Genomic DNA, 22387 nt, shown 5'->3' with positions numbered 1-22387 from the left:
GCATGAAGGCGCCCGCTCCCCGTTACGCCGAGAATGGCGATACCATCGACCTGGCGCAGACGGCGCTGGGGGCGATGATCGTCGAAGCGCAGGACAAGGTCGGCGAGGTGACGATCACCGTCGATCGTCTGCAATTGTACGACGCGATGATCGCGCTGCGCGATACGCCCGGCCTCGAATATCAGCAGCTGATGGAGATTGCGGGTGTCGACTATCCGTCGCGTCCCGAGCGGTTCGACGTCTGCTATCATCTGCTCAGCCTGACGCGGAACCATCGGCTGCGCGTTCGCGTGGTCACCGACGAGGAAAAGCCGGTGCCGTCGATCGTGGCGATCTGGCCGGTTGCGGGCTGGCTCGAGCGCGAGGTGTACGACATGTACGGCGTGCTGTTCGACGGTAATCCCGACCTGCGCCGGATCCTGACCGACTATGGCTTTCGCGGTCATCCGTTCCGCAAGGACTTCCCGCTCTCGGGCTTTGTCGAGATGCGCTATTCGGAAGAAGCCAAGCGCGTGGTGTATGAGCCCGTGAAGCTGGCGCAGGACTTCCGCACCTTCGACTTCATGAGCCCATGGGAAGGCGCGCAATATGTGCTGCCCGGCGACGAGAAGGCCGCGGTCGCGCCGCAGGCGCAGGCCAAGGGTGCGCCTTCGCCGGTAACCGCCGACGACGCAGCGAAGGCGCCGGCGTCGCCCGCCAAGGACGTCCAGCCACAGGCGACCGAGAAGAAGGTGACCGAGAGCCGCGCCGATACCGGTGCCGGACGAGCCGATTCGGGGAATTTGGCCAAGGACAAGCCGGTCGATCCCGACGTGCCCTCGCCCGATGGCGGGGAAGGAAAGCAGTAATGGCCGAGTATCTCGACGAAATCGCCCATCGCACCGATGCCGCCGATCCGACGGTCGGCGATGTCGAAATCCAGAATTACACGATCAATTTCGGCCCGCAGCATCCGGCTGCGCACGGCGTGTTGCGGCTGGTGATGGAGCTCGATGGCGAGATCATCGAACGGATCGATCCGCATGTCGGGCTGCTCCATCGCGGCACCGAAAAGCTGATCGAATACAAGACCTATACCCAGGCGCTGCCCTATTTCGATCGGCTCGATTACTGCTCGCCGATGTGCATGGAGCACACCTATGTGCTGGCGGTCGAGAAGCTGCTCGATCTCGAGGTGCCGCTGCGCGCGCAATATCTGCGCGTGTTCTTCGCCGAGCTGACTCGCATCAAGAACCACATGCTGAACCTTGGCTCGCACGTGATGGACGTTGGCGCGATGACGCCGAACCTGTGGATGTTCGAGCTGCGCGAAGACTGCATGGGCTTTTACGAGCGCGCGTCGGGCGCGCGGATGCACGCCAATTACTTCCGCGTCGGCGGCGTCCACCAGGACGTGCCGCTCAAGCTGCTGACCGACATCGCCGACTGGCTCGATACGCGGCTGCCGCGGCTGTTCGGCGACGCGATCAGCCTGGTCGCCGAGAACCGCATCTTCAAGCAGCGCAACGTCGATATCGGCACGGTGAGCCGCGAAGACGCGATCAAATGGGGCTTTTCGGGGCCGATGATCCGCGCTGCGGGCATCCCTTGGGATCTGCGCAAGTCGCAGCCCTACGACGTGTACGACCGGATGGAATTCGACGTTCCCGTCGGTACCAAGGGCGATTGCTACGACCGCTTCATGGTGCGCGTCGAGGAAGTGTATCAGTCGGCGCGGATCATGAAGCAGTGCCTCGCGCAAATGCCCGAGGGGCCGATCGCCTCGCTCGACCGCAAGGTGGTGCCGCCCAAGCGCGGCGAGATGAAGCGCTCGATGGAAGCGCTGATCCACCACTTCAAGCTGTATACCGAGGGCTTCCACGTTCCGGCGGGCGAAGTATATGTCGCGACCGAGAGCCCCAAGGGCGAGTTCGGCGTCTATCTGGTGAGCGACGGGTCGAACAAGCCGTATCGCTGCAAGATCCGGCCGACCGCGTTCAGCCATTTGCAGGCGATGGATTTCATGTCGCGCGGCCACATGCTCGCCGATACGACCGCGATCCTGGGGGCGATGGATATCGTGTTCGGGGAGTGCGACCGGTGAGCGCCGCGAATCTGTTGCCCTTGTTGCAGGGGCCTGTCGCGGTCATCGCCGTCGCATCACGTGAGAAGAAGCAGAATGGCTGACGCACCCCATATCCCCAACGAAGCCGAAACCCGCGCGCGCTGGGGCGCGTTCGCGTGGAGCGATGCGAGCGCTGCGAAAGCCCGCGAGATCGTCGCGCGCTATCCCGCCGGGCGCCAGCAATCGGCGACGCTGCCGCTGCTCGACCTCGCACAGCGTCAGGTGGGCGAGGAAACGCACACCCAGGGCTGGCTGCCGGTGCCGGTGATCGAATATGTCGCCGCCTATCTCGACATGCCGTATATGCGCGTGTTCGAGGTCGCGACTTTCTACACCATGTACAATCTGGCGCCGATCGGCCGTTATCACGTCCAGGTGTGCGGCACGACGCCGTGCATGCTGCGCGGGTCGGACGATGTGCTGGCGGCGTGCAAGAATCGCGGGCTGACCAAGGGCAAGACGACCCCCGACGGGCTGTTCACGCTCACCGAGGTCGAATGCATGGGCAATTGCGCCAACGCGCCGATGGTCCAGATCAACGACGATAATTTCGAAGACCTCGATTATGACCGCACCGTCGCGATCCTCGAGGCGCTGGCCAATGGCGATACGCCCAAGCCCGGCCCGCAAAACGGCCGTCACACTAGCGAGGCCGAGGGCGGCACCACGAACCTCCACGCGATGGTCGATGCCAATCATGACTATCGCAGCGAATGGGGTGTCGGCGCGTGAAGGGGATCGCTTCGATCCTGCTGGCGATCGTCGTCGGCATCGTGCTGCTGTGGCTTGCGATCCAGCTGCTGGTCGGCGTCATCAAGCTGGTCGGCGTGCTGATCGCGATCGTGATCGCGGTGGCGGTGTATTTCTTCGCCGAGAAGGCGATCGGGAAGGGTCGATAGGATGCTCCACGACAAGGACCGCATCTTCACCAACGTCTATGGCTTCCAGCCGTGGAACATCGGTGCTGCCGAAGCGCGCGGCGACTGGGACAATACCAAGGCGCTGATGGAAATCGGCCAGGATGCGATCATCGATCGCGTCAAGGCGTCGGGCCTGCGCGGGCGCGGCGGCGCCGGCTTCCCGACCGGCGTCAAATGGGGCTTCATGCCCAAGGAACCCAAGCCCGAACGGCCCAATTTCCTGGTCATCAACGCCGATGAATCCGAGCCCGGAAGCTGCAAGGACCGTGAGATCATCCGCCACGATCCGCACAAGCTGATCGAAGGCGCGCTGATCGCGGGCTTCGCGATGCGCGCACGTGCGGCGTATATCTACATCCGCGGCGAATATATCCGCGAGGCCGAGACGCTGTTTGCGGCGATCGCCGAGGCCTATGACCGCGGCTTTCTCGGCAAGAATGCCTGTGGGTCGGGCTATGACTTCGATGTGTTCGCGCATCGCGGGGCAGGGGCGTATATCTGCGGCGAAGAGACCGCGATGCTCGAAAGCCTCGAGGGCAAGAAGGGGCAGCCGCGGCTGAAGCCGCCATTTCCGGCAGGAGCCGGCCTTTATGGCTGCCCGACGACGGTCAACAATGTCGAGTCGATCGCGGTGGTGCCGACGATCCTGCGGCGCGGTCCCGAATGGTTTTTCGGCTTCGGGCGCGAGAACAACAAGGGCACCAAGCTTTTCCAGATCAGCGGGCATGTCGAAAAGCCCTGCGTGGTCGAGGAAGAAATGGGCATTCCGTTCCGCGAGCTGATCGAAAAGCATTGCGGCGGCATTCGCGGCGGCTGGGATAATCTGCTGGCGGTGATCCCCGGCGGGTCTTCGGTTCCGCTGGTGCCGGCGGCGCAGATCATGGACGCGCCGATGGATTTCGACGGGCTCAAGGAGCTCGGCTCGGGTCTTGGTACCGCGGCGGTGATCGTCATGGACAAGTCGACCGACATCGTCCGCGCGATCAGCCGCCTCTCGTACTTCTACAAGCACGAGAGCTGCGGCCAGTGCACGCCATGTCGCGAGGGCACTGGCTGGATGTGGCGCGTGATGGAGCGGATGCGCACCGGCGACGCTGACATTTCCGAGATCGACACGCTGTACCAGGTGACCAAGCAGGTCGAGGGCCACACCATCTGTGCGCTGGGCGATGCGGCCGCATGGCCGATCCAGGGGCTGATCAAGCATTTCCGCCCCGAAATGGAGCGGCGCATTGTCGAACGACAGGGTGGCGAGACGGCGTCGTATCAGGAGGCTGCGGAGTGACCGACGATAGAGCCGACCTGATGCTGGAAATCCTGAAAAATATTCAGGCCGACGTAGCAATGATCAAACGCGAACAGGTATCGCAGGGAATGCGGTTGTCTTCGATCGAAGATCATGTCCGTGGAATGATGACGTCGATCTACCAATTACAGTCGGATGTTGCCGACCTGAAAAATCGTGTTGATCTGATCGAGAAGCGTCTCGGTCTTACCGACACCTCGCATTGAGTTAAACACGATGCCCAAGCTAAAAGTCGATGGAATCGAAGTCGAGGTGCCGCAGGGCGCGACGGTGCTGCAGGCGTGCGAAGCCGCGGGCAAGGAAATCCCGCGCTTTTGCTATCACGAGCGGCTGAGCATCGCGGGCAATTGCCGGATGTGCCTGGTCGAGGTGAAGCCCGGGCCGCCCAAGCCACAGGCAAGCTGCGCGCTGCCCGCCGCCGACAACCAGGAAATCCGCACCGACAGCGCGATGGTGAAGGCCGCGCGCGAGGGCGTGATGGAATTCCTGCTGATCAATCATCCGCTTGATTGCCCGATCTGCGACCAGGGCGGCGAATGCGACCTGCAGGACCAGACGATGGCCTATGGGCGCGGCCATTCGCGCTACACCGAGCATAAGCGCGCGGTGACCGAGAAATATATGGGACCGATCGTCAAGACGGTGATGACGCGCTGCATCCAGTGCACGCGCTGCGTCCGCTTTGCCGAGGAAGTCGCGGGCGTCGAAGAGATCGGTGCGATTTATCGCGGCGAGAACATGCAGATTACCAGCTATCTCGAAAAGGCGGTGACGAGCGAATTGAGCGGCAATGTCGTCGATCTCTGCCCGGTCGGTGCGCTGACGTCGAAGCCCTATCAGTTCGAGGCGCGCCCTTGGGAGCTCAAGAAGACGCTGGCAATCGACGTGATGGACGCGGTCGGCACCAACATCCGCCTCGACAGCCGCGGTCGCCAGGTGCTGCGCGCGCTGCCGCGAATTAACGAGGACGTCAACGAAGAGTGGGCGCACGACAAGACCCGCCACGCGGTGGACGGTCTGGTGCGCCGCCGGCTCGACAAGCCCTATGTCCGGCGTGACGGCAAGCTGGTCGCGGTATCGTGGGACGAAGCCTTTGCGGCAATCGCGCAGGTTGCGGCGGGTGCCGGATCGAGCGTCGCGGCGATTGCCGGCGACTTGGTCGATTGCGAGACGATGTTCGCGGCCAAGAAGCTGGTCGAAGGCTTTGGTTCGTCGCTGCTCGAAGGGCGGCAGACGGGCATGGCGTATGACGTGACCTCGCTGGGCGCGGTCGCGTTCAACACCACGATCGCGGGCATCGAGGATGCCGACGCGATCCTGCTGGTGGGCAGCGACCTGCGCCACGAAGCGCCGCTGGTGAATACGCGGATCCGCAAGGCGATCAAGCGCGGCGCCAAGGTGTTCGCGATCGGCCCGCAGGTCGACCTGACCTATCGCGCCACGTGGCTTGGTGACGATCTGTCGCTGCTCGGCAACCTGCCCGAGGCGGTGACGCAGGCGTTCGGTGATGCCGCGCGTCCCGCCGTAATCGTCGGTCCGGGAGCGCTGAAGGCGGGGCATGGTGGCGCGCTGGCACTTGCTGGTTCGCTCAATCTGGTACGTGAAGGTTGGAACGGCTTCAACGTCGTCCATACCGCCGCGGCGCGGATGGGTGGGCTGATGCTCGGCTATGCGCAGCCGGGCGGAATCGCCGACATCGTCGCGGCGGCGCCGAAGCTGGCGTTCTTCCTAGGCGCCGACGAGGTCGATTTCGCGGGCTTCGCCAACAGCTTCAAAGTGTATGTCGGCCATCACGGCGACCGGGGCGCGGCGCATGCCGACGTGATCCTGCCGGGCGCAAGCTATGCCGAGAAGCCCGGGACCTATGTGAACCTCGAAGGACGAGTCCAGCGCGGCGACCGTGCGGTCTTCCCGCCGGGCGACGCGCGCGAGGATTGGTCGATCTTCCGCGCGCTGTCCGACGTGCTGGGGCGGCGGTTGCCGTTCGACAGCTTCGACGCGTTGCGCGCCGCGATGGCGAGCGACGTGCCTGCGTTGGCGCAGGAGGGGTTGGTCCGGTACGACTGGAACCCGCCGGCGTTGGCAACGGTGGCGTCGGGAAGCGTGACCTATCCGATCGCCGACTTCTACTTGACCAACGCGATCTGTCGCGCCAGCCCGACGATGCAGCGCTGCTCGGCCGAGCTGGTGCACGGGCAGGACTTTGCCGAGGCGGCGGAGTAATGGGATTGATCCACGCCGATATCGAGTTGGCCAACGCGCGCGAGGACGATCTGCTGCCGATGACCGTCAGCGCGCTGGTGGACAGCGGCGCGCTGCACCTCTGCATCCCGCAGCACGTGGCGACCCAGCTGCGCCTGCCGGTGCTCGATCGGCGCGAAGTCACGATCGCCGATGGCAAGGCGCATATGGTCGACTATGTCGGGCCGGTGCGTATCGCGTTCGAGAATCGCCAATGTCTGGTAGGCGCGCTGGTGCTGGGTAACCAAACGCTGCTGGGCGCGATTCCGATGGAAGACATGGACGTGGTAATTCACCCATCGCGTCAGGCGCTTACCGTCAATCCTAACAGTCCGAACATCGCCGTATCGCTCGCAATGGGCATGCGGACGGAGCATCCCGAATGACCAGTTTCTTCCAGTCGCTCGGCCTTGGCTATGAGGGCGCGTGGTTTACCGCGACGATCGTCGGCATCTTGGTGATCGCATTGCCGCTGATGCTGGCGGTGGCGATGATCATCTATGCCGATCGCAAGATCTGGGCGGCGATGGCGCTGCGCAAGGGACCCAACGTCGTGGGGCCCTTCGGGCTGCTCCAGTCGTTCGCCGATGGTCTGAAGGTGTTCCTACAGGAAACCATCATCCCGACCAGCGCCAACAAGGGGCTGTTCCTGCTCGCGCCGATCATCACCTTCACCGTGGCGCTGATCGTGTGGGCGGTGGTGCCGTTTCAGGCGGGCGTGGTGCTGGCCGACATCAATGTCGGGCTGCTCTACATTCTCGCGGCGTCGTCGCTGGGCGTTTACGGGGTGATCATCTCGGGTTGGGCGTCGAATTCGAAATATCCGTTTTATTCGGCGCTGCGGGCGGCGGCGCAGATGGTGAGCTACGAAGTCGCGATCGGTTTCGTGCTGGTGTCGGTGGTGCTGTGGGCGGGGACGTTCAACCTGTCGGGCATCGTTGAGGCGCAGCGCGGCACGATCTTCGGCTTCATCAATGGCTTCGGCTTCAACCCGTTGCTGTTCCCGATGGCGGTGGTGTTCCTGATCTCGTCGCTGGCCGAGACCGCGCGCGCGCCGTTCGACCTTACCGAGGCCGAGAGCGAGCTCGTCGCGGGCTACCAGACCGAATATTCGTCGATGGCGTTCGCGCTGTTCTGGTTGGGTGAATACGCCAACGTCATCCTGATGTGCACGCTCAACGCGCTGCTTTTCTGGGGTGGCTATCTGCCGCCGTTCGATTGGGCGCCGCTGTATCTGGTGCCAGGAATCATCTGGCTGTTCGCCAAGATCCTGTTCTTCTTCTTCGTCTTCTCGTGGATCAAGGCGACGGTGCCGCGCTATCGCTACGACCAGCTGATGCGGCTGGGTTGGAAGGTGTTCCTGCCGCTCAGCCTGTTTTTCGTTTTCCTCGTGTCGGGCTTCCTGATGCTGACGCGCTATGGAGTTTCGGCATGAGTTTCGCCCAGGTCGTCCGCTCTTTCACGTTGTGGGAGTTTTTGAAGGCGCACGCGCTGACGCTTCAGTATTTCTTCAAGCCCAAGGCGACGATCAACTACCCGTACGAGAAGAACCCGATCAGCCCGCGCTTCCGGGGTGAGCATGCGCTTCGCCGGTATCCCAATGGCGAGGAACGCTGCATCGCGTGCAAGCTGTGCGAGGCGGTGTGCCCGGCGCTGGCAATCACGATCGAGGCCGAGCCACGCGAAGACGGCAGCCGCCGCACGACGCGCTACGATATCGACATGACCAAGTGCATCTATTGCGGCCTGTGCGCCGAGGCATGCCCGGTCGATGCGATCGTCGAGGGACCGAATTTCGAATTTTCGACCGAAACGCGCGAAGAGCTGATCTATCACAAGGACAAGCTGCTCGCGAACGGCGACCGCTGGGAACGCGCGATCGCCGCAAACCTTGCCGCCGACGCGCCGTACCGTTAAGCGACCGGTTCACAAGGGGTCAGCATGATTCACGCTATTGTCGTCATCCCAGCGAAAGCTGGGATCTCGTGCCGCAAGGGCACGCTTCGTTTCTGCGATGCTCCTGCTTTCGCAGGAGCGACGGCGGCGCTGATGGAGTCGCTTCGTTGATCCAGGCAATCGCCTTTTATCTCTTCGCGAGCATCGTCGTGCTGTCGGCGGCGCTGGTGATCACCGCGCGCAACCCGGTGCATTCGGTGTTGTGGCTGATCCTGGCGTTCTTCAACGCCGCGGGGCTGATGGTGCTGGTCGGCGCGGAGTTCATCGCGATGCTGCTGGTGGTGGTATATGTCGGCGCGGTCGCGGTGCTGTTCCTGTTCGTCGTGATGATGCTCGACATCGACTTCGCCGAACTGCGCGCCGGGTTCGTGCGCTATCTGCCGATCGGCATCGCGCTGGCGGTGGCGCTGGCGGCCGAGATCATGATCGGCGTCGGCGCCTGGAGCGTCGGCGGGATCGAGCTATCGACGCGCATCGCGCCGATCGATGCCGCGGTGCCCAATATCGAGGCGATCGGCCGGCTGCTCTATACGCGCTACCTGTTCGTGTTCGAAGGGGCAGGGCTGGTGCTGCTGGTGGCGATGATCGGCGCGATCGTGCTGACGCATCGCGAACGCGGCGGGGTGCGTGCGCAGAACATCTCGGCGCAGGTCAACCGCCGCGCCAAGGATGCGGTGCGCAAGGTCAACCAGCCGGTCGGCACGGGGGTGGAATTGTGATCGGCCTCAACCATTATCTCGTCGTCGGGGCGATCCTGTTCGCGCTTGGCGTGATGGGGATTTTCCTCAACCGCAAGAACCTGATCATCATCCTGATGGCGATCGAGCTGATCCTGCTCGCGGTGAACCTGAACCTGGTCGCCTTCTCGGCGTATCTGGGCGATCTGGTGGGGCAGGTGTTCGCGATGTTCGTGCTGACCGTCGCTGCGGGCGAGGCAGCGATCGGGCTGGCGATCCTGGTGATCTATTTCCGTGGGCGCGGTTCGATCGCGGTCGACGATGCCAATCGGATGAAGGGGTGAGCCGGGTGTCGCTATTGAACGTCACCCCAGCGAAAGCTGGGGTCTCTTCCGTCTTGAGCGCGCGTTTGCCGCACGAGACCCCAGCCTTCGCTGGGGTCACGGTAATGGGTGAGATGCCGGCGTGAGCATGATCTCGATCATCGTCTTCCTGCCGTTGCTCGCCGCGATCGTCGCGGGCCTTGGCAATCGCGCGATCGGCAGCGTGCCCGCCAAGCTCGTCACCACCGGCGCGCTGTTCATTTCGTGCGCGCTGTCGTGGCCGATCTTCCTGTCGTTCGTCGCCGGCAGCGCCGAGGCGACCGTCACGCCGGTGTTGCTGTGGATGCAGTCGGGCGAGATGAGCATCGACTGGTCGCTGCGCGTCGATACGCTCACCGCGATCATGCTGGTGGTCATCACCACCGTCTCGGCGCTCGTTCACCTGTATAGCTGGGGCTATATGGACGAGGATCCCGATCAGCCGCGCTTCTTCGCGTATCTGAGCCTGTTTACCTTCGCGATGCTGATGCTCGTGACCGCCGACAATCTGGTCCAGATGTTCTTCGGCTGGGAAGGCGTCGGCCTGGCGAGCTATCTGCTGATCGGCTTCTGGTACAAGAAGCCGTCGGCGCAGGCTGCCGCGATCAAGGCGTTCGTCGTCAACCGCGTCGGCGATCTTGGTTTCATGCTCGGTATCTTCGGCACCTATCTGGTGTTCGGCACGATCTCGACCCCCGAGATCCTCGCTGCCGCGCCCGAGATGGCGGGCTCGACGATCGGCTTCCTCGGCTATCGCCTCGATACGATGACGATCCTGTGCCTGCTGCTGTTCATCGGTGCGATGGGCAAGTCGGCGCAGCTCGGCCTGCACACCTGGTTGCCCGACGCGATGGAGGGGCCGACCCCGGTGTCGGCGCTGATCCATGCCGCGACGATGGTCACCGCTGGCGTGTTCATGGTCTGCCGCCTGTCGCCGATGTTCGAAACCTCGCCAGTGGCGCTGGCGGTCGTGACCGGCGTCGGGGCCGCGACCTGCATCTTCGCCGCGACGATCGGCACGGTGCAGACCGACATCAAGCGCGTGATCGCCTATTCGACCTGTTCGCAGCTCGGCTACATGTTCTTCGCCGCTGGCGTCGGCGCCTATGGCGCGGCGATGTTCCATCTGTTCACCCACGCCTTCTTCAAGGCGCTGCTGTTCCTGGGCGCGGGCTCGGTCATCCATGCGATGCACCATGAGCAGGACATGCGCTTCTATGGCGGCCTGCGGAAATCGATTCCGGTGACCTTCTGGACGATGCTGGCGGGAACGCTCGCGATCACCGGCGTCGGTATCTACGGCATCGGCGGCTTTGCCGGCTTCCATTCGAAGGACGCGATCCTCGAGGCCGCATGGGCTTCGGGTGCCGAAGGGCAGGGCGCATTCTGGGTCGGCACGCTGGCGGCATTGCTCACCAGCTTCTATTCGTGGCGCCTGATGTTCCTGACGTTCTGGGGCAAGCCGCGCTGGGCCGCGTCGGAGCATATCCAGCACGCGCTGCATGACTCGCACGGCCATCACGAAGAGCCTGCGCACGAGGATGCAGGCCATGCTCCCGACGCGCATGCGCCCGGCGCGCATGAGGTGAAGACCGGCACCGGCGGCTATCACCCGCACGAGAGCGGCATGGCGATGCTGATCCCGCTGCTGGTGCTGACGGTCGGCGCGGTGGCGGCAGGCTTCGGCTTCCACCATTATTTCCTCGAGCCCGAGGCGGGTGCGACCTTCTGGAAGGGATCGATCTTCTTCGATTCGACGCTGGCGCATAACATGCACGAAGTGCCGTTGTTCGTGAAACTGGCGGCGACGATCGTGATGGTCATCGGTCTGGTGATCGCGTGGCTGGCGTATATCCGCTCGCCCGAGTTCCCGGCGAAGTTCGCCGAAACCTTCCGCGTGCTCTACGGCTTCCTGCTCAACAAATGGTATTTCGACGAGCTGTACGACCTGTTGTTCGTACGTCCGGCCTTCGCCATCGGCCGCTTCTTCTGGAAGGCGGGTGACGAAGGCACGATCGATCGGTTCGGCCCCAACGGGTCGGCGGCGGTCGTGTCGCTTTCCAGCCGGCTCGCGGGCCGCATTCAATCGGGATATGTGTATTCCTATGCATTCGTCATGCTGATCGGGCTCACCGCCGCGGTCACCTGGGCCATTGCGGGGCAAGGCTGATGGAAGGCTTCCCCATTCTTTCGGTAATGCTCGCCGTTCCCGTGCTCGCGGCGATCGCGTGCCTGTTCGTCGATGCCAAGACCGCGCGGCTGACCGCGCTAATCGCGACGCTGATCGACTTCGTGCTGGGCTGCGTGCTCTGGGCTAATTTCGACATCGGCGGCGCCGCGGCGCAGTGGCAGTTCGTCGAATATGCCCCGTTGTTCGGGCGCTTCGCCTGGGCACTTGGGATCGACGGCTTCGCGCTGATGCTGATCATGCTTAGCGTGTTCCTGATGCCGATCTGCATCGGCGCCAGCTGGACCGCGGTCACGAACCGCGTGCCCGAATATATGGCGGCGTTCCTGTTGGTCGAAGTGCTGATGATCGGCACCTTCGCGGCGCAGGACCTGTTCCTGTTCTACATCTTCTTCGAAGGTGGCCTGATCCCGATGTATCTGATCATCGGCATCTGGGGCGGTGCGAACCGGATCTACGCCAGCTACAAATTCTTCCTCTACACGCTGCTCGGCTCGGTGCTGATGTTCATCGCGATGCTCTATATGAGCGTCAATGCGGGGACGTCGTACATCCCGGCGCTGATGGAATATGATTTCCCGGCGGGCGTGCAGACCTGGTTGTGGCTTGCCTTCTTCGCGTCGTTCGCGGTGAAGATGCCGATGTGGCCGGTGCATACCTGGCTGCCCGATGCGCACGTTCAGGCGCCCACCGCAGGGTCGGTGATCCTGGCGGGCGTGCTGCTCAAGCTTGGCGGCTATGGCTTCCTGCGCTTCAGCCTGCCGATGTTCCCCGAAGCATCGGGTGAGCTGACCTGGCTGGTCTTCGGGCTGTCGGCGGTCGCGGTGATCTACACCTCGCTGGTGGCGCTGGTGCAGTCCGACATGAAGAAGCTGATCGCCTATTCGTCGGTCGCGCATATGGCGATCGTCACGATCGGCCTGTTCGCGTTCAACCAGCAGGGGATCGAGGGCGCGATGATCGTCATGCTCTCGCATGGCCTGGTATCCGCGGCGCTGTTCCTGTGCGTCGGCGTGATCTACGATCGGCTGCACACCCGCGAGATCGGGCGCTATGGCGGGCTGGCGAACAACATGCCGCGCTACGCGATCTTCTTCCTGCTGTTCACGATGGCGTCGATCGGACTGCCCGGCACCTCGGGCTTCGTCGGCGAGTTCCTGAGCCTTGCCGGCACCTATCAGGTGTCGACGACGATCGCTTTGCTCTGCACCACCGGCATCATTCTGGGCGCGGCATATATGCTGTATCTGTACCGCCGCGTTGTGTGGGGTGAGCTGACCAAGGACGATGTCCGCGCGATGCCCGATCTGTCGGGGCGCGAGATCGCGCTGCTGGCGCCGATCGCAGCGGTGGTGCTGTGGATGGGTGTCTATCCCGAGCCGTTCCTCGCGCCGATGCGCGCCGATGTGACGACGTTGCTGGCGCGCCTCGATCGCGCTGCGCCGCCGAGCGATTCGCGTCCGACCCCCGGTACCCCCGAAGCCCGCGCGGCGATTGCCGAGCGTGAGGCCGAAGCGGGCGCCTATGCGCATTCGGCCGGTGCCGAAGGCGGAGAGCATTGATGTCCTACGCTAGCCAATTGCTGCTGATCCTTCCCGAACTGGTACTGACGATCGGCGCGCTCGTGCTGATGCTCGTCGCCGCCTGGGGCGGGCAGGCATCGACCCGTGCGGTGAGCTGGGCGTCGGTTGCGGTGCTGCTGGGCGCCGGCATTTCGCTGCTCGGCCCGGCGTCGAGCGGCGGCGAGGTGTTCGACGGCTTGTACCGCGCCGATGCGTTCGGCACCTTTGCCAAGGTGCTGATCTATATCGCATCGGCAGCGGCGATCGTGATCGCGCCGCGCTTCTTCCAGCAGACCTCGGGCGACGATCTGCGCCCCGAATATCCGGTGTTGATCCTGCTGAGCGCGGTGGGCATGGGGATGATGGTGTCGGCAGGCGACCTGCTGAGCCTGTACGTCGGGCTCGAACTCCAGAGCCTTGCCGCCTATGTGCTCGCCAGCTTCATGCGGCGCGACCAGCGGTCGGCCGAAGCCGGCCTCAAATATTTCATCCTCGGCGCGCTCGCCAGCGGCATCCTGCTCTACGGCATCAGCCTGGTGTACGGCTTCAGCGGCACGACGATCTATGCCGACATCGCGGCGGCCTATGCCGCGTGTACGTCGACCGGCTTGCTGTTCGGGCTGGTGTTCGTATTTGCCGGCCTCGCCTTCAAGATCGCCGCGGTGCCGTTCCACATGTGGACCCCCGATGTGTACGAGGGTGCGCCGACCCCGGTAACGATCAGCTTCGCCACCGCGCAGAAGGTCGCCGCGGTCGCGCTTGCGGTTCGCGTCGCTACCGAGGCGATGGGACCGGCGTTGCTCGAATGGCGCCAGATCGTGATCTTCGCATCGCTCGCGTCGATCATCTTCGGTGCAGTCGCGGCGATCGGCCAGACCAACATCAAGCGGCTGCTCGCCTATTCGTCGATCAACAATGTCGGCTTCGCGCTGATCGGGCTGGCCGCAGGCACCGAACAGGGCGTGGCGAGCGTGCTGGTCTATATGACGATCTATGTCGCGATGACGCTGGGCAGCTTCGTGATCGTGCTGCAGATGCGCGACGATGACGGCGTGCCGGTCGAGACGCTGAGCAGCCTGTCGGGCATGTCGCAGACGCGGCCCGGCCTCGCGCTGGCCCTGGCGATGTTCATGTTCAGCCTTGCGGGTATCCCGCCGCTGTTCGGCTTCTACGCCAAGTTCGCGGTGTTCGACGCTGCGGTTTCGGCGGGGCTGTTCCCGCTGGCGGTGATCGGCATCGCCGCATCGGTGATCGGCGCCTATTATTATCTGCGTGTCATCAAGACGATGTATTTCGACGCGCCGGCGCCTGCGTTCCCGCGCAGCGGCAGCGTGGTCGAGAACGGCATCATCGCGGTGACCGCGGCGTTCATCTCGCCGCTCGGCTATTTCGCGATTCCGCTGTTAGGTGGCTGGAGCGTCCTGGCGGCACGAGCCCTGTTCTGAGCGATATCCGCAGCGTCGCCGAAACTGGCTCGACCAACGCCGATCTGTTGGCGGCGGCGCTGGCGGGTGCTCCCGAGGGCAGCTGGCTTCGCGCCGATCGGCAGACCGCGGGGCGCGGGCGGCAGGGGCGGGCGTGGGACTCGCCGGCGGGTAACTTATACGCGAGCACGCTGGTGCGGCTTCGGCCGACCGATCCGCCTGCGGCTACCCTGTCGCTGGTGGCGGGGGTTGCGCTCGAGGAGGTCGTTGCCACCTATCTGGGCGGTGACCGCGGGGTCGCGCTGAAATGGCCCAACGATCTGCTGATCGGGCGCCCCAAGCTTGCCGGGATCCTGCTCGAGCGCGCCGAGGATGCGGTGGTGGCGGGGATTGGCGTGAACCTGGCGCACCATCCCGATCTGCCCGAGCGGCCGACGACCAGCCTTGCGGCGCAGGGCGTTGCGGTTGCGCCCGCCGATTTCATCGAAACGCTTGCCGAGAGCTTTGCGCGCTGGCTTCGGCGCTGGCGCAGCGAGGGGCTCCTGCCCGTGCGCGATCGCTGGGCTGCTCGCGCGCACCCGGTGGGCACCGCGCTTCGCGTTGGCTTGCCCGGTGGCGAGCCGGTCGATGGCTTGTTCGAGGGGCTGACGGGTGACGGTGCGCTGATGCTGCGGTTGGCCGATGGGCGGCTGCATGTCATGCATGCGGGGGATGTGTTTCTTGTTTGAGTGCGGGAAGGGGTGAGGCCGATGCTGCTCGCGATCGATGCCGGCAATACCAATATCGTCTTCGCGCTGGTCGATGCCGATCGGGTGATCCGCGCGCGCTGGCGGATCGCCACCGATCCGCGCCGCACCGCCGACGAATATGCGGTGTGGCTGAGCCAGTTGCTCGCGCTCGAAGGCTATGAGCGGAGCCAGGTGACCGGCGTGATCGTCGGCACCGTCGTGCCCCGTGCGCTGCATAACCTGCAGGTGCTGGCGTCGAAATATTTCAAGACCGACGCGGTGATCGCGGGCAAGGGCGACGCACCCTGGGGGATCGCGCTCGATGTCGACGAACCCGATGCGGTGGGGGCCGATCGCGCGCTCAACGTGATCGCGGCGCATGCGAGTCATGCCGGCGACCTGATCATCATCGATTTCGGCACCGCGACCACCTTCGACGTCGCCGATTACACCGGGGCATACAAGGGCGGGATCATCGCACCGGGCATCAATTTGTCGCTCGACGCGCTGGTGAGCGCGACCGCCAAGCTACCGCGGATCGCGATCGAGGCGCCCGATAATGCCAGCGTCATCGGCCGTACGACCGTCGACCAGATGCATATCGGCATCTATTGGGGCTATATCGCGATGATCGAGGGGCTGGTCGCACGGCTGCGCGCCGAGATCGGTCGCCCCGTGAAAGTGATCGCCACCGGCGGCCTGGCGATGCTGTTCGAGAAACAAACCGACGCATTCGACACGATCGAATCGGACCTGACCATTCAGGGGCTGGCGATTCTGTGGTCGCGTCACCATATAGCGCAAGGATCGGTATAGCACCGAAACGGCTTCCGCCATCTTCCCCCTCGTGCGTTTGTCAAAGCGCCGCCGGCAACGGCGCTTTGACAAGCTCAGGCATCGGGCGGCGGCGGGAGCCTCCATTCCACTAGAAGCAAGAACAGGAACGAAGTGACTCCAGGAAAAGAACTGCTCTACGTCGCACTTGGCGGCTCGGGCGAAATCGGCATGAACGTCAGCCTGTATGGCGCCGACGGCAAATGGTTGATGGTCGATTGCGGCGTGACCTTCGCCGATCCCGCCTATCCGGGAATCGACATCATCCTGCCCGACCTGCAATTCATCGAGGATCGCGTCGCCGATCTGGCGGGCATCGTCATCACCCACGGGCATGAGGACCATATCGGCGCGTTGCCCTATTTCGCCGCCGACCTCGGCGTGCCGATCTATGCGACGCCGTTCACCGCGGGGCTGATCCGCGGCAAGCTCGAGGAAGAGGGCATCGCCAAGCAGGTGAAGCTCAAGATCATCGAGATCGGCGGCAGCGTGAAGGTGGGGCCGTTCGGCGTCAGCTTCGTCCCGATGGCGCATTCGATCCCCGAGCCGAGCGCGTTGGTGATCGAGACGAAATATGGCCGCGTGTTCCACACCGGCGATTTCAAGCTCGATCCCAATCCGCAGGTCGGCACCCCCGCCAGCCCCGAACAGCTGACCGCGATCGGCGACAAGGGCATCCTGGCGATGATGTGCGATTCGACCAACGTGCTCAACGAAACCGCATCGGGTTCGGAAGAAGACGTTCGCGCCGGGCTGCACGCCGAGATCGCACGCGCCGAGGGGCGCCGCGTGCTGATCACCAGCTTCGCCTCGAACGCGGCGCGGCTCCAGACGCTCGCAAGCTGCGCAATCGCCAATGGTCGGCAGGTGTGCGTCGCCGGGCGTTCGCTCGACCGCATCCTGAAGGTCGCCAAGGCGACGGGCTATCTCAAGGACTTCCCCGAGACGGTCGATTTCGACACCGCGATGCGGTTGCCGCGCGGCAAGCTCCTGATCATCGGCACCGGCGGGCAGGGTGAGGATCGCGCCGCGCTGGCGCGCATCTCGTCGGGCAGCCACCAGCTAAAGCTCGAATCGGGCGACCGGGTGATCTTCTCGTCGAAGCAGATTCCTGGCAACGAAGTCGCGATTGGCCGGATCATGAACACGCTCGCTGAGCGCGGGATCGAACTGATCACCGACAAGCAGGCGCATGTCCATGTGTCGGGGCATCCGGGGCGTCCCGAGCTCGCCAAGATGTACAAGTGGATCCGCCCGCAGATGGTGGTGCCGGTGCATGGCGAAGGTCGTCACCTTACCGAGCATGGCAAGTTTGCAACGGCACAGGGCATCAAGCGCTCGGTCGTGCAAAAGAACGGCGATGTGCTTCGGCTGTCGCCGGGCGAGCCCAAGCGGATCGGCTTTGCGACGGTCGGGCGGCTGCTGCTCGACGGCGACGTCATCCTGCCCGCCGACGGATCGACGATCAACGAACGCCGCCGATTGGCAACCTATGGCCAGATGTCGGTCGCGGTCGCGATCGGCAAGGGCGGCCGGATCATCGGCCAACCAAAGGTCTGCGTGCAGGGCGTACCGGTCGAGGAGGATCGCGATCCCTTCCTCGCCGAAGTCCAGGGCGCGGTGATCAAGGTGCTGTCAACCAACGAGCGCAACGCCGAGAAGCGGACCGAGGCGATCCGCCTCGCCGCGCGGCGCGTCGCGACGCGCTGGACGGGCAAGAAGCCCGTGGTCGATGTGCTGATGATCGAGGGCTGACGCGATGGCCTGGCAATCGGCGATGGCGATCTACTTCCTCTTCTGGGCGCTGTCGGTGTTCTTCGTGCTGCCGTTCGGCGTGCGGACCACCGAAGAAGCTGGGATCGACCGGATACCGGGCCAGGCCGACAGCGCGCCGACGCATTTCAACGCCGGGCGGGTGGCACTGCTGACGACGATCGTGTCGGCGGTGCTGTTCGGTGCGTTCTACGCGAATTACGTGAATGGGTGGGTGACCGCCGAGATGCTCGACTTTGTGAACGCACGCGGGCGGTGACGGTCGCTCCCCTCCCTGGAAGGGAGGGGCTGGCCGGTGTGAAGCTCCCCTCCCTGCAAGGGAGGGGCTGGGGGTGGGTAGAGTGCTCGCGATACGGTCTGTTCGGGATCTGCGGGTTCCGTAGCTCCAGGCTTCGACCCACCCCCGACCCCTCCCTTCCAGGGAGGGGAGAAATTACGCCCGCAGGCGCTCGATCGCTTGCGCCAGCGCCACGTACAGCTTCCCGGCATCCGACGACAGCAACGTCACTCCCAGCGGTGAGCCGTCGCGGTGCGCCAGCACCTGGCGCAGCATCGCTTCGAAATCATGGATGTAGCGGTTCACCTGGTCGCGGAAGTCGTCGTCCGAATCGTAGAGGTTCGCGATCTCGCGCAGCTGGCCGGGTTCGATCAGCTTGACCGCGCGGCGGGTGAAGACGCCGCGATCGCCCTTCAGATACGCCGACCAGGCGGTGTCCGACACGTCCGACGAGAGCGCGCGTGCGATGTCGATCGAGGCCGAGTTGAGCGCTTCGATCAGCAGCGACACGCGGCGGCCGAAGCTGTCGCGGTCGGCGGTCTCGCGCTCGCTGCGCGCTTCCTCGATCCGATCGTCGATCCGTGCGGTGGCTTCGACGATGCTCGCCATCTGTTCACCCACTTGCGCCGAGGCGCGGTTGGCGGCGCGGACCGCGTCGTCGGCGGCCTGGCCGAGCAGGCCGAGCTGGCGCGTAACCGCTTCGTCGATCGCGCGCGCGAGCGCCTGAACCGACGCGGTTTCGAGCCGGGTCGCGGCTTCGGGAATGACGCTGGCGAGGCTGGTGCGCGCATGTTCGGTCGCGGCGCCTGCGGTTTCGCGGATCCGCACCAGCGCCTCGACCAGCCGCGGTGCCGCATCGTCGGCGAAGTCGCGGGTCTGTGCGATCGTACTTTCGATCGCCTGCTGGATGCCGTCGATCCGCTCGCTGCCGGTGCCCAGCGCCTCGACCAAGGCCGCCGACAGCGCCACCAGCGTGTCGCGCTGCGCGCCGACGGTGGTGTTGATCGCGTCGATCGCGTCGTGGGTGCTCGCGGCGGCGTTGACCAGCGCGAGCAGTTCGGGCTTGGCGGCGCCGACGATCGCGCGGCTTTCGCCGACGCGCGCGTCGAGGCGCGCGAGCGCCTGGGGCAGCGTCTCGTCGATTTCGCGCACCGCGGCATCGAGCGCGGTCAGCAGGCCTTCGGCGCGCTCGATCGTCGCTGCGGCGACGATATTGCCCGCCTGCATCGAATCGCGCATCGCATCGAGCCCGACGCTGACCGTCGCGACCGACTGGGCGAGCGACCCCGCCCGCCGGACGCCGGTTTCATGGAGCAGGTCGAGCTGCGCGGTGGCGCTGGCGACATTGGTGTCGAGCGTATCGAACAACAGGTCGGCATGGTCGCGCTCGCGATCGAGCACCACCGCGATCCGGCCGATCGCTTCCTCTACGGTGGCGAGGCGCGCTGCGAGCGTCTCCATCCCCTCGCGCCCGACGCGGTCGAGCGTCGCCTGGTTGGTGGTGAGCATCGCCATCATCGCGTCGCCCTGCGCGGCGATCCCGCGGCGCGCCTCGTCGATCGCCTGCGCCGCGCGATCGAGCACCGCGTCGACCGCCGCCGAGGTATCGGCGGTGACGGCTTCGAGCCGCGCGCCCGCGCTTTCGCTGGTGGCTTCCATCCGCGCGATATGCGCCGCGAGCCGCTGCGCCGCGTTGCCGGTGACTTCATCGGCGACGCGGCCGCGTTCGGCGAGCGCGCCGAGTTGCGCGTCGAGCGCCGACACCTGTTCGCCCGCCGCCAGCCCGAGCCGGTCGAGCGTTTCGGCCATTGATTGCAGTTCGCCATTGGCGCGCGGCATCGTCGCGATCAGCACCGCGAGCCGCTTGCCCGCGGTGTCGGAGGATTCGCCCAGCGTGCGCGCAGCGGCGTGGACCGATGCGACGTCGCGCACGACGAGATTGCTGACATGCTGCAGCCGCTCGCTGGCTTCTTCGCCCGCGGCGATCATCGCATGCGCCTGTTCGTTGAGCGCGGCGCGGTTGCCCTCGATCCGGTCGGACAGCGCGGCGATCCGCACTTCGAGGCTGGCCGCCTCGACCCGCATCGCGTGCGCGGTAGCGCCGAAGCGGCGGGCTTCGGCACGGCCGTTGCGGGTGGAGAGGAGGTAGAGAATGGCGATGAGCGCGGGGGGCACGCACAGCGCGGCGATCAGCTGGACAAGCGCGACGGGAGGCAACGCCGCGGCTGCGCCATCGAACAACAGCCACGCCGCGAAGGCGAACCAGCCGAGCAGCGCAACGCCGGCGACGATCGCTGGCCAGGGAGTGTCGCGCCGGGCGGGCTCGCCGGTTTCCTCGCCCAAATAGATCGATTCGTGATCGAGCGGCAGCACCGATTCCTCGGGTGCGGGGTCGCGCTCAGCGCGCAGACCGATGATGGTTGAACCCCCGTTCATGGCCATCGTGTACCATGTTTCTGCAAACGCGATAGCGAAACCATGCGTTAACGGGAACGGTTTAGCAGGTGTTGCGATGGCTTATGATCCGGGTGCAATCGATGCGACGCTGGCGGCGGCGGTGGGCGACGAGCCCGCGCTGATCGCCGAACTGCGTGAGGCGTTTCTAGACAGCACGCAGCGCGCGCTCCACGCGCTGATGGTCGCCGAAACGGGCGAGGCGTGGACCGCGGCGGCGTGGCGGCTGAAAGGGCTGGCAGCGAGCTTCGGCGCGGTGCGGCTGATGGCGCTGGCGAGCGAGGCGGCGGCGGTGCCGGTGGGCGACATCGCGATGCTGCGCAAGCTCAAGCGCGCGGTGGAACGGCTTTAGGTGTTTCCGCGGCTCTAGGCCTTCCGCCCCAGCTCGCGCATCGCTTGGTCGAGGCCGGTCAGCGTCAGCGGGTACATCCGGTCCTTCATCAGTTCCCGAATGATCCGGATCGAATGGGTATAGCCCCATTGATCCCTGGGCAACGGGTTGAGCCACACCGCCGAAGGGTAGGTACTGATCAGCCGCTGCATCCACACCGCGCCCGCTTCTTCGTTGAAATGTTCGACCGAGCCGCCGGGGTGGGTGATCTCGTAGGGGCTCATGGACGCATCGCCGACTAGCACCAGCTTATAATCATGGCCATATTTGTGGAGCACGTCCCACATCGGCGTGCGCTGGGTGAAGCGTCGGCGATTGTCCTTCCACACGCCCTCATAGGGGCAGTTGTGGAAGTAGAAGAATTCGAGATGCTTGAACTCGCCGGTCGCGGCGGAGAACAGCTCCTCGCATAGCGTGATGAAGGGGTCCATCGATCCGCCGACGTCGAGGAACAGCAGCAATTTGACCGCATTGTGCCGCTCGGGGCGCATATGCACGTCGAGCCAGCCCTGCTTGGCGGTGCCCTCGATCGTTGCGTCGAGATCGAGTTCATCAGCCGCCGCGGTGCGCGCAAAGCGGCGCAGACGGCGCATCGCGACCTTGATGTTGCGGGTGCCGAGCTCCTTGGTGCTGTCGAGATTGCGGAATTCGCGCTGGTCCCAGACCTTGAGCGCGCGCTTGTGCCGCGATTCGCCGCCGATACGCACGCCTTCGGGGTTGTAGCCGGCATTGCCATAGGGGCTGGTGCCGCCGGTACCGATCCACTTGTTGCCGCCCTGGTGGCGCTCCTGCTGCTCGGCGAGCCGCTGCTTGAGCGTCTCCATGATCTCGTCCCAGCTGCCGAGCGATTCGATTGTCGCCATTTCTTCGGGGGACAGATATTTCTCGGCGATCGCGCGGAGCCATTCGTCGGGGATGGTAGTGCCGTCGGTTTCGGGGGCGACGACGCCGCGGAAGACCTGCGCGAAGACCTGATCGAAACGGTCGAGCAGCCCTTCGTCCTTCACGAAGGTGGCGCGCGCGAGGTAGTAGAAGGCGTCGGGGGTGCGCTCGATCACCTCGCGATCGAGCGCTTCGAGCAGGACCAGATGCTCCTTGAGGCTGGCGGGAATGCCGGCGGCGCGCAGCGCGTCGATGAAGCCGTGGAACATGGAGCAGGGTGTGGCGCGCGATGACGTGCGGGGCAAGCG

The 22387-nt window shown here is 64.9% G+C and carries 22 protein-coding genes; 20 read left to right on the top strand and 2 right to left on the bottom strand.

Annotated features, from left to right (window positions below; all coding sequences use genetic code 11):
- The first annotated feature begins 2 nt into the window (after positions 1-2).
- From OKW76_RS03660 to OKW76_RS03570, 19 genes are all read left to right on the top strand, one after another.
- Complete coding sequence (locus OKW76_RS03660; protein WP_265551238.1) at positions 3-848, top strand: NADH-quinone oxidoreductase subunit C; 846 nt, start codon at positions 3-5, stop codon at positions 846-848.
- The gene (locus tag OKW76_RS03655) at positions 848-2083 is read left to right on the top strand and encodes an NADH-quinone oxidoreductase subunit D (RefSeq protein ID WP_256507140.1); all 1236 of its coding nucleotides are present in this window, start codon (positions 848-850) and stop codon (positions 2081-2083) included. The genes OKW76_RS03660 and OKW76_RS03655 overlap by 1 nt, the downstream gene beginning before the upstream one ends.
- 75 nt (positions 2084-2158) lie before the next feature.
- Positions 2159-2836, top strand: coding sequence for a complex I 24 kDa subunit family protein (locus tag OKW76_RS03650; RefSeq protein WP_265551236.1), 678 nt, complete (start codon positions 2159-2161; stop codon positions 2834-2836).
- Complete coding sequence (locus tag OKW76_RS03645; protein WP_265551234.1) at positions 2833-3003, top strand: hypothetical protein; 171 nt, start codon at positions 2833-2835, stop codon at positions 3001-3003. Before OKW76_RS03650 ends, OKW76_RS03645 begins: the two co-directional genes overlap by 4 nt.
- Position 3004: 1 nt before the next feature.
- Positions 3005-4309 carry an NADH-quinone oxidoreductase subunit NuoF gene (gene nuoF / locus OKW76_RS03640; RefSeq protein ID WP_265551232.1) on the top strand — a complete coding sequence of 435 codons (1305 nt, stop codon included), beginning with the start codon at positions 3005-3007 and terminating at the stop codon, positions 4307-4309.
- Positions 4306-4536, top strand: a complete 231-nt coding sequence (locus tag OKW76_RS03635) for a hypothetical protein (protein ID WP_265551230.1) — start codon at positions 4306-4308, stop codon at positions 4534-4536. Before nuoF ends, OKW76_RS03635 begins: the two co-directional genes overlap by 4 nt.
- A gap of 10 nt (positions 4537-4546) precedes the next feature.
- Complete coding sequence (gene nuoG, locus OKW76_RS03630) at positions 4547-6553, top strand: NADH-quinone oxidoreductase subunit NuoG (RefSeq protein ID WP_265551228.1); 2007 nt, start codon at positions 4547-4549, stop codon at positions 6551-6553.
- A gap of 5 nt (positions 6554-6558) precedes the next feature.
- A complete protein-coding gene (locus tag OKW76_RS03625; RefSeq protein ID WP_265551226.1) occupies positions 6559-6957 on the top strand; it encodes a clan AA aspartic protease in 399 nt (132 codons plus the stop codon).
- On the top strand, positions 6954-8006 hold the full coding sequence (nuoH, locus tag OKW76_RS03620; protein ID WP_265551224.1) for an NADH-quinone oxidoreductase subunit NuoH: 1053 nt from the start codon (positions 6954-6956) through the stop codon (positions 8004-8006). The genes OKW76_RS03625 and nuoH overlap by 4 nt, the downstream gene beginning before the upstream one ends.
- Positions 8003-8488, top strand: coding sequence for an NADH-quinone oxidoreductase subunit NuoI (gene nuoI, locus OKW76_RS03615; protein WP_265551222.1), 486 nt, complete (start codon positions 8003-8005; stop codon positions 8486-8488). The genes nuoH and nuoI overlap by 4 nt, the downstream gene beginning before the upstream one ends.
- A gap of 146 nt (positions 8489-8634) precedes the next feature.
- Positions 8635-9246 (top strand): NADH-quinone oxidoreductase subunit J, encoded by a 612-nt coding sequence (locus OKW76_RS03610; protein ID WP_256507147.1) that lies wholly within the window; start codon positions 8635-8637, stop codon positions 9244-9246.
- On the top strand, positions 9243-9548 hold the full coding sequence (gene nuoK, locus OKW76_RS03605) for an NADH-quinone oxidoreductase subunit NuoK (RefSeq protein ID WP_256507148.1): 306 nt from the start codon (positions 9243-9245) through the stop codon (positions 9546-9548). The genes OKW76_RS03610 and nuoK overlap by 4 nt, the downstream gene beginning before the upstream one ends.
- 127 nt (positions 9549-9675) lie before the next feature.
- Positions 9676-11736: an NADH-quinone oxidoreductase subunit L gene (gene nuoL / locus OKW76_RS03600; RefSeq protein WP_265552752.1), complete on the top strand. Its 2061-nt coding sequence runs from the start codon at positions 9676-9678 to the stop codon at positions 11734-11736.
- Complete coding sequence (locus OKW76_RS03595) at positions 11736-13316, top strand: NADH-quinone oxidoreductase subunit M (RefSeq protein WP_265551220.1); 1581 nt, start codon at positions 11736-11738, stop codon at positions 13314-13316. The genes nuoL and OKW76_RS03595 overlap by 1 nt, the downstream gene beginning before the upstream one ends.
- Complete coding sequence (nuoN, locus tag OKW76_RS03590) at positions 13316-14761, top strand: NADH-quinone oxidoreductase subunit NuoN (RefSeq protein WP_265551218.1); 1446 nt, start codon at positions 13316-13318, stop codon at positions 14759-14761. The genes OKW76_RS03595 and nuoN overlap by 1 nt, the downstream gene beginning before the upstream one ends.
- A gap of 5 nt (positions 14762-14766) precedes the next feature.
- Positions 14767-15468, top strand: coding sequence for a biotin--[acetyl-CoA-carboxylase] ligase (locus OKW76_RS03585; protein WP_265552748.1), 702 nt, complete (start codon positions 14767-14769; stop codon positions 15466-15468).
- A gap of 21 nt (positions 15469-15489) precedes the next feature.
- Positions 15490-16284: a type III pantothenate kinase gene (locus OKW76_RS03580; protein ID WP_265551215.1), complete on the top strand. Its 795-nt coding sequence runs from the start codon at positions 15490-15492 to the stop codon at positions 16282-16284.
- A 132-nt stretch (positions 16285-16416) separates the two neighbouring features.
- Positions 16417-18057, top strand: coding sequence for a ribonuclease J (locus OKW76_RS03575; RefSeq protein WP_265551213.1), 1641 nt, complete (start codon positions 16417-16419; stop codon positions 18055-18057).
- Positions 18058-18061: 4 nt separating this feature from the next.
- On the top strand, positions 18062-18334 hold the full coding sequence (locus tag OKW76_RS03570; protein ID WP_265551212.1) for a DUF1467 family protein: 273 nt from the start codon (positions 18062-18064) through the stop codon (positions 18332-18334).
- Between the two features lie 174 nt (positions 18335-18508).
- On the opposite strand, the gene OKW76_RS03565 is transcribed toward OKW76_RS03570, so the two are convergent.
- Positions 18509-20788: a hypothetical protein gene (locus OKW76_RS03565; RefSeq protein WP_265551211.1), complete on the bottom strand. Its 2280-nt coding sequence runs from the start codon at positions 20786-20788 to the stop codon at positions 18509-18511.
- 76 nt (positions 20789-20864) lie between these two features.
- Here OKW76_RS03565 and OKW76_RS03560 point away from each other — a divergent pair, with 76 nt between their 5' ends.
- A complete protein-coding gene (locus tag OKW76_RS03560) occupies positions 20865-21158 on the top strand; it encodes an Hpt domain-containing protein (protein ID WP_256507155.1) in 294 nt (97 codons plus the stop codon).
- Positions 21159-21172: 14 nt separating this feature from the next.
- Here OKW76_RS03560 and OKW76_RS03555 read toward each other — a convergent pair whose 3' ends face one another.
- Positions 21173-22348, bottom strand: a complete 1176-nt coding sequence (locus tag OKW76_RS03555; protein ID WP_265551210.1) for a vWA domain-containing protein — start codon at positions 22346-22348, stop codon at positions 21173-21175.
- Positions 22349-22387: the final 39 nt, after the last annotated feature.

Origin of the sequence: Sphingomonas sp. S1-29 (assembly GCF_026167545.1) — a bacterium.
In the GTDB taxonomy this organism is placed as follows: Bacteria; Pseudomonadota; Alphaproteobacteria; order Sphingomonadales; family Sphingomonadaceae; genus Sphingomonas.
Note: the sequence above shows the minus strand (reverse complement) of the source record. Positions and strands in the feature narration are given on the sequence as shown.

Bases quoted from the DNA above. Each gene is read 5' to 3' on its own strand.
- OKW76_RS03655 (WP_256507140.1), top strand. From the start codon at position 848: ATGGCCGAGTATCTCGACGAAATCGCCCATCGCACCGATGCCGCCGAT.
- nuoI (WP_265551222.1), top strand. From the start codon at position 8,003: ATGAGTTTCGCCCAGGTCGTCCGCTCTTTCACGTTGTGGGAGTTTTTG.
- OKW76_RS03650 (WP_265551236.1), top strand. From the start codon at position 2,159: ATGGCTGACGCACCCCATATCCCCAACGAAGCCGAAACCCGCGCGCGC.
- OKW76_RS03565 (WP_265551211.1), bottom strand. From the start codon at position 20,788: ATGAACGGGGGTTCAACCATCATCGGTCTGCGCGCTGAGCGCGACCCC.
- OKW76_RS03595 (WP_265551220.1), top strand. From the start codon at position 11,736: ATGGAAGGCTTCCCCATTCTTTCGGTAATGCTCGCCGTTCCCGTGCTC.
- OKW76_RS03660 (WP_265551238.1), top strand. From the start codon at position 3: ATGAAGGCGCCCGCTCCCCGTTACGCCGAGAATGGCGATACCATCGAC.
- OKW76_RS03570 (WP_265551212.1), top strand. From the start codon at position 18,062: ATGGCCTGGCAATCGGCGATGGCGATCTACTTCCTCTTCTGGGCGCTG.
- OKW76_RS03555 (WP_265551210.1), bottom strand. From the start codon at position 22,348: ATGTTCCACGGCTTCATCGACGCGCTGCGCGCCGCCGGCATTCCCGCC.
- OKW76_RS03580 (WP_265551215.1), top strand. From the start codon at position 15,490: ATGCTGCTCGCGATCGATGCCGGCAATACCAATATCGTCTTCGCGCTG.
- nuoH (WP_265551224.1), top strand. From the start codon at position 6,954: ATGACCAGTTTCTTCCAGTCGCTCGGCCTTGGCTATGAGGGCGCGTGG.
- OKW76_RS03560 (WP_256507155.1), top strand. From the start codon at position 20,865: ATGGCTTATGATCCGGGTGCAATCGATGCGACGCTGGCGGCGGCGGTG.
- nuoF (WP_265551232.1), top strand. From the start codon at position 3,005: ATGCTCCACGACAAGGACCGCATCTTCACCAACGTCTATGGCTTCCAG.
- nuoN (WP_265551218.1), top strand. From the start codon at position 13,316: ATGTCCTACGCTAGCCAATTGCTGCTGATCCTTCCCGAACTGGTACTG.
- nuoL (WP_265552752.1), top strand. From the start codon at position 9,676: ATGATCTCGATCATCGTCTTCCTGCCGTTGCTCGCCGCGATCGTCGCG.
- nuoG (WP_265551228.1), top strand. From the start codon at position 4,547: ATGCCCAAGCTAAAAGTCGATGGAATCGAAGTCGAGGTGCCGCAGGGC.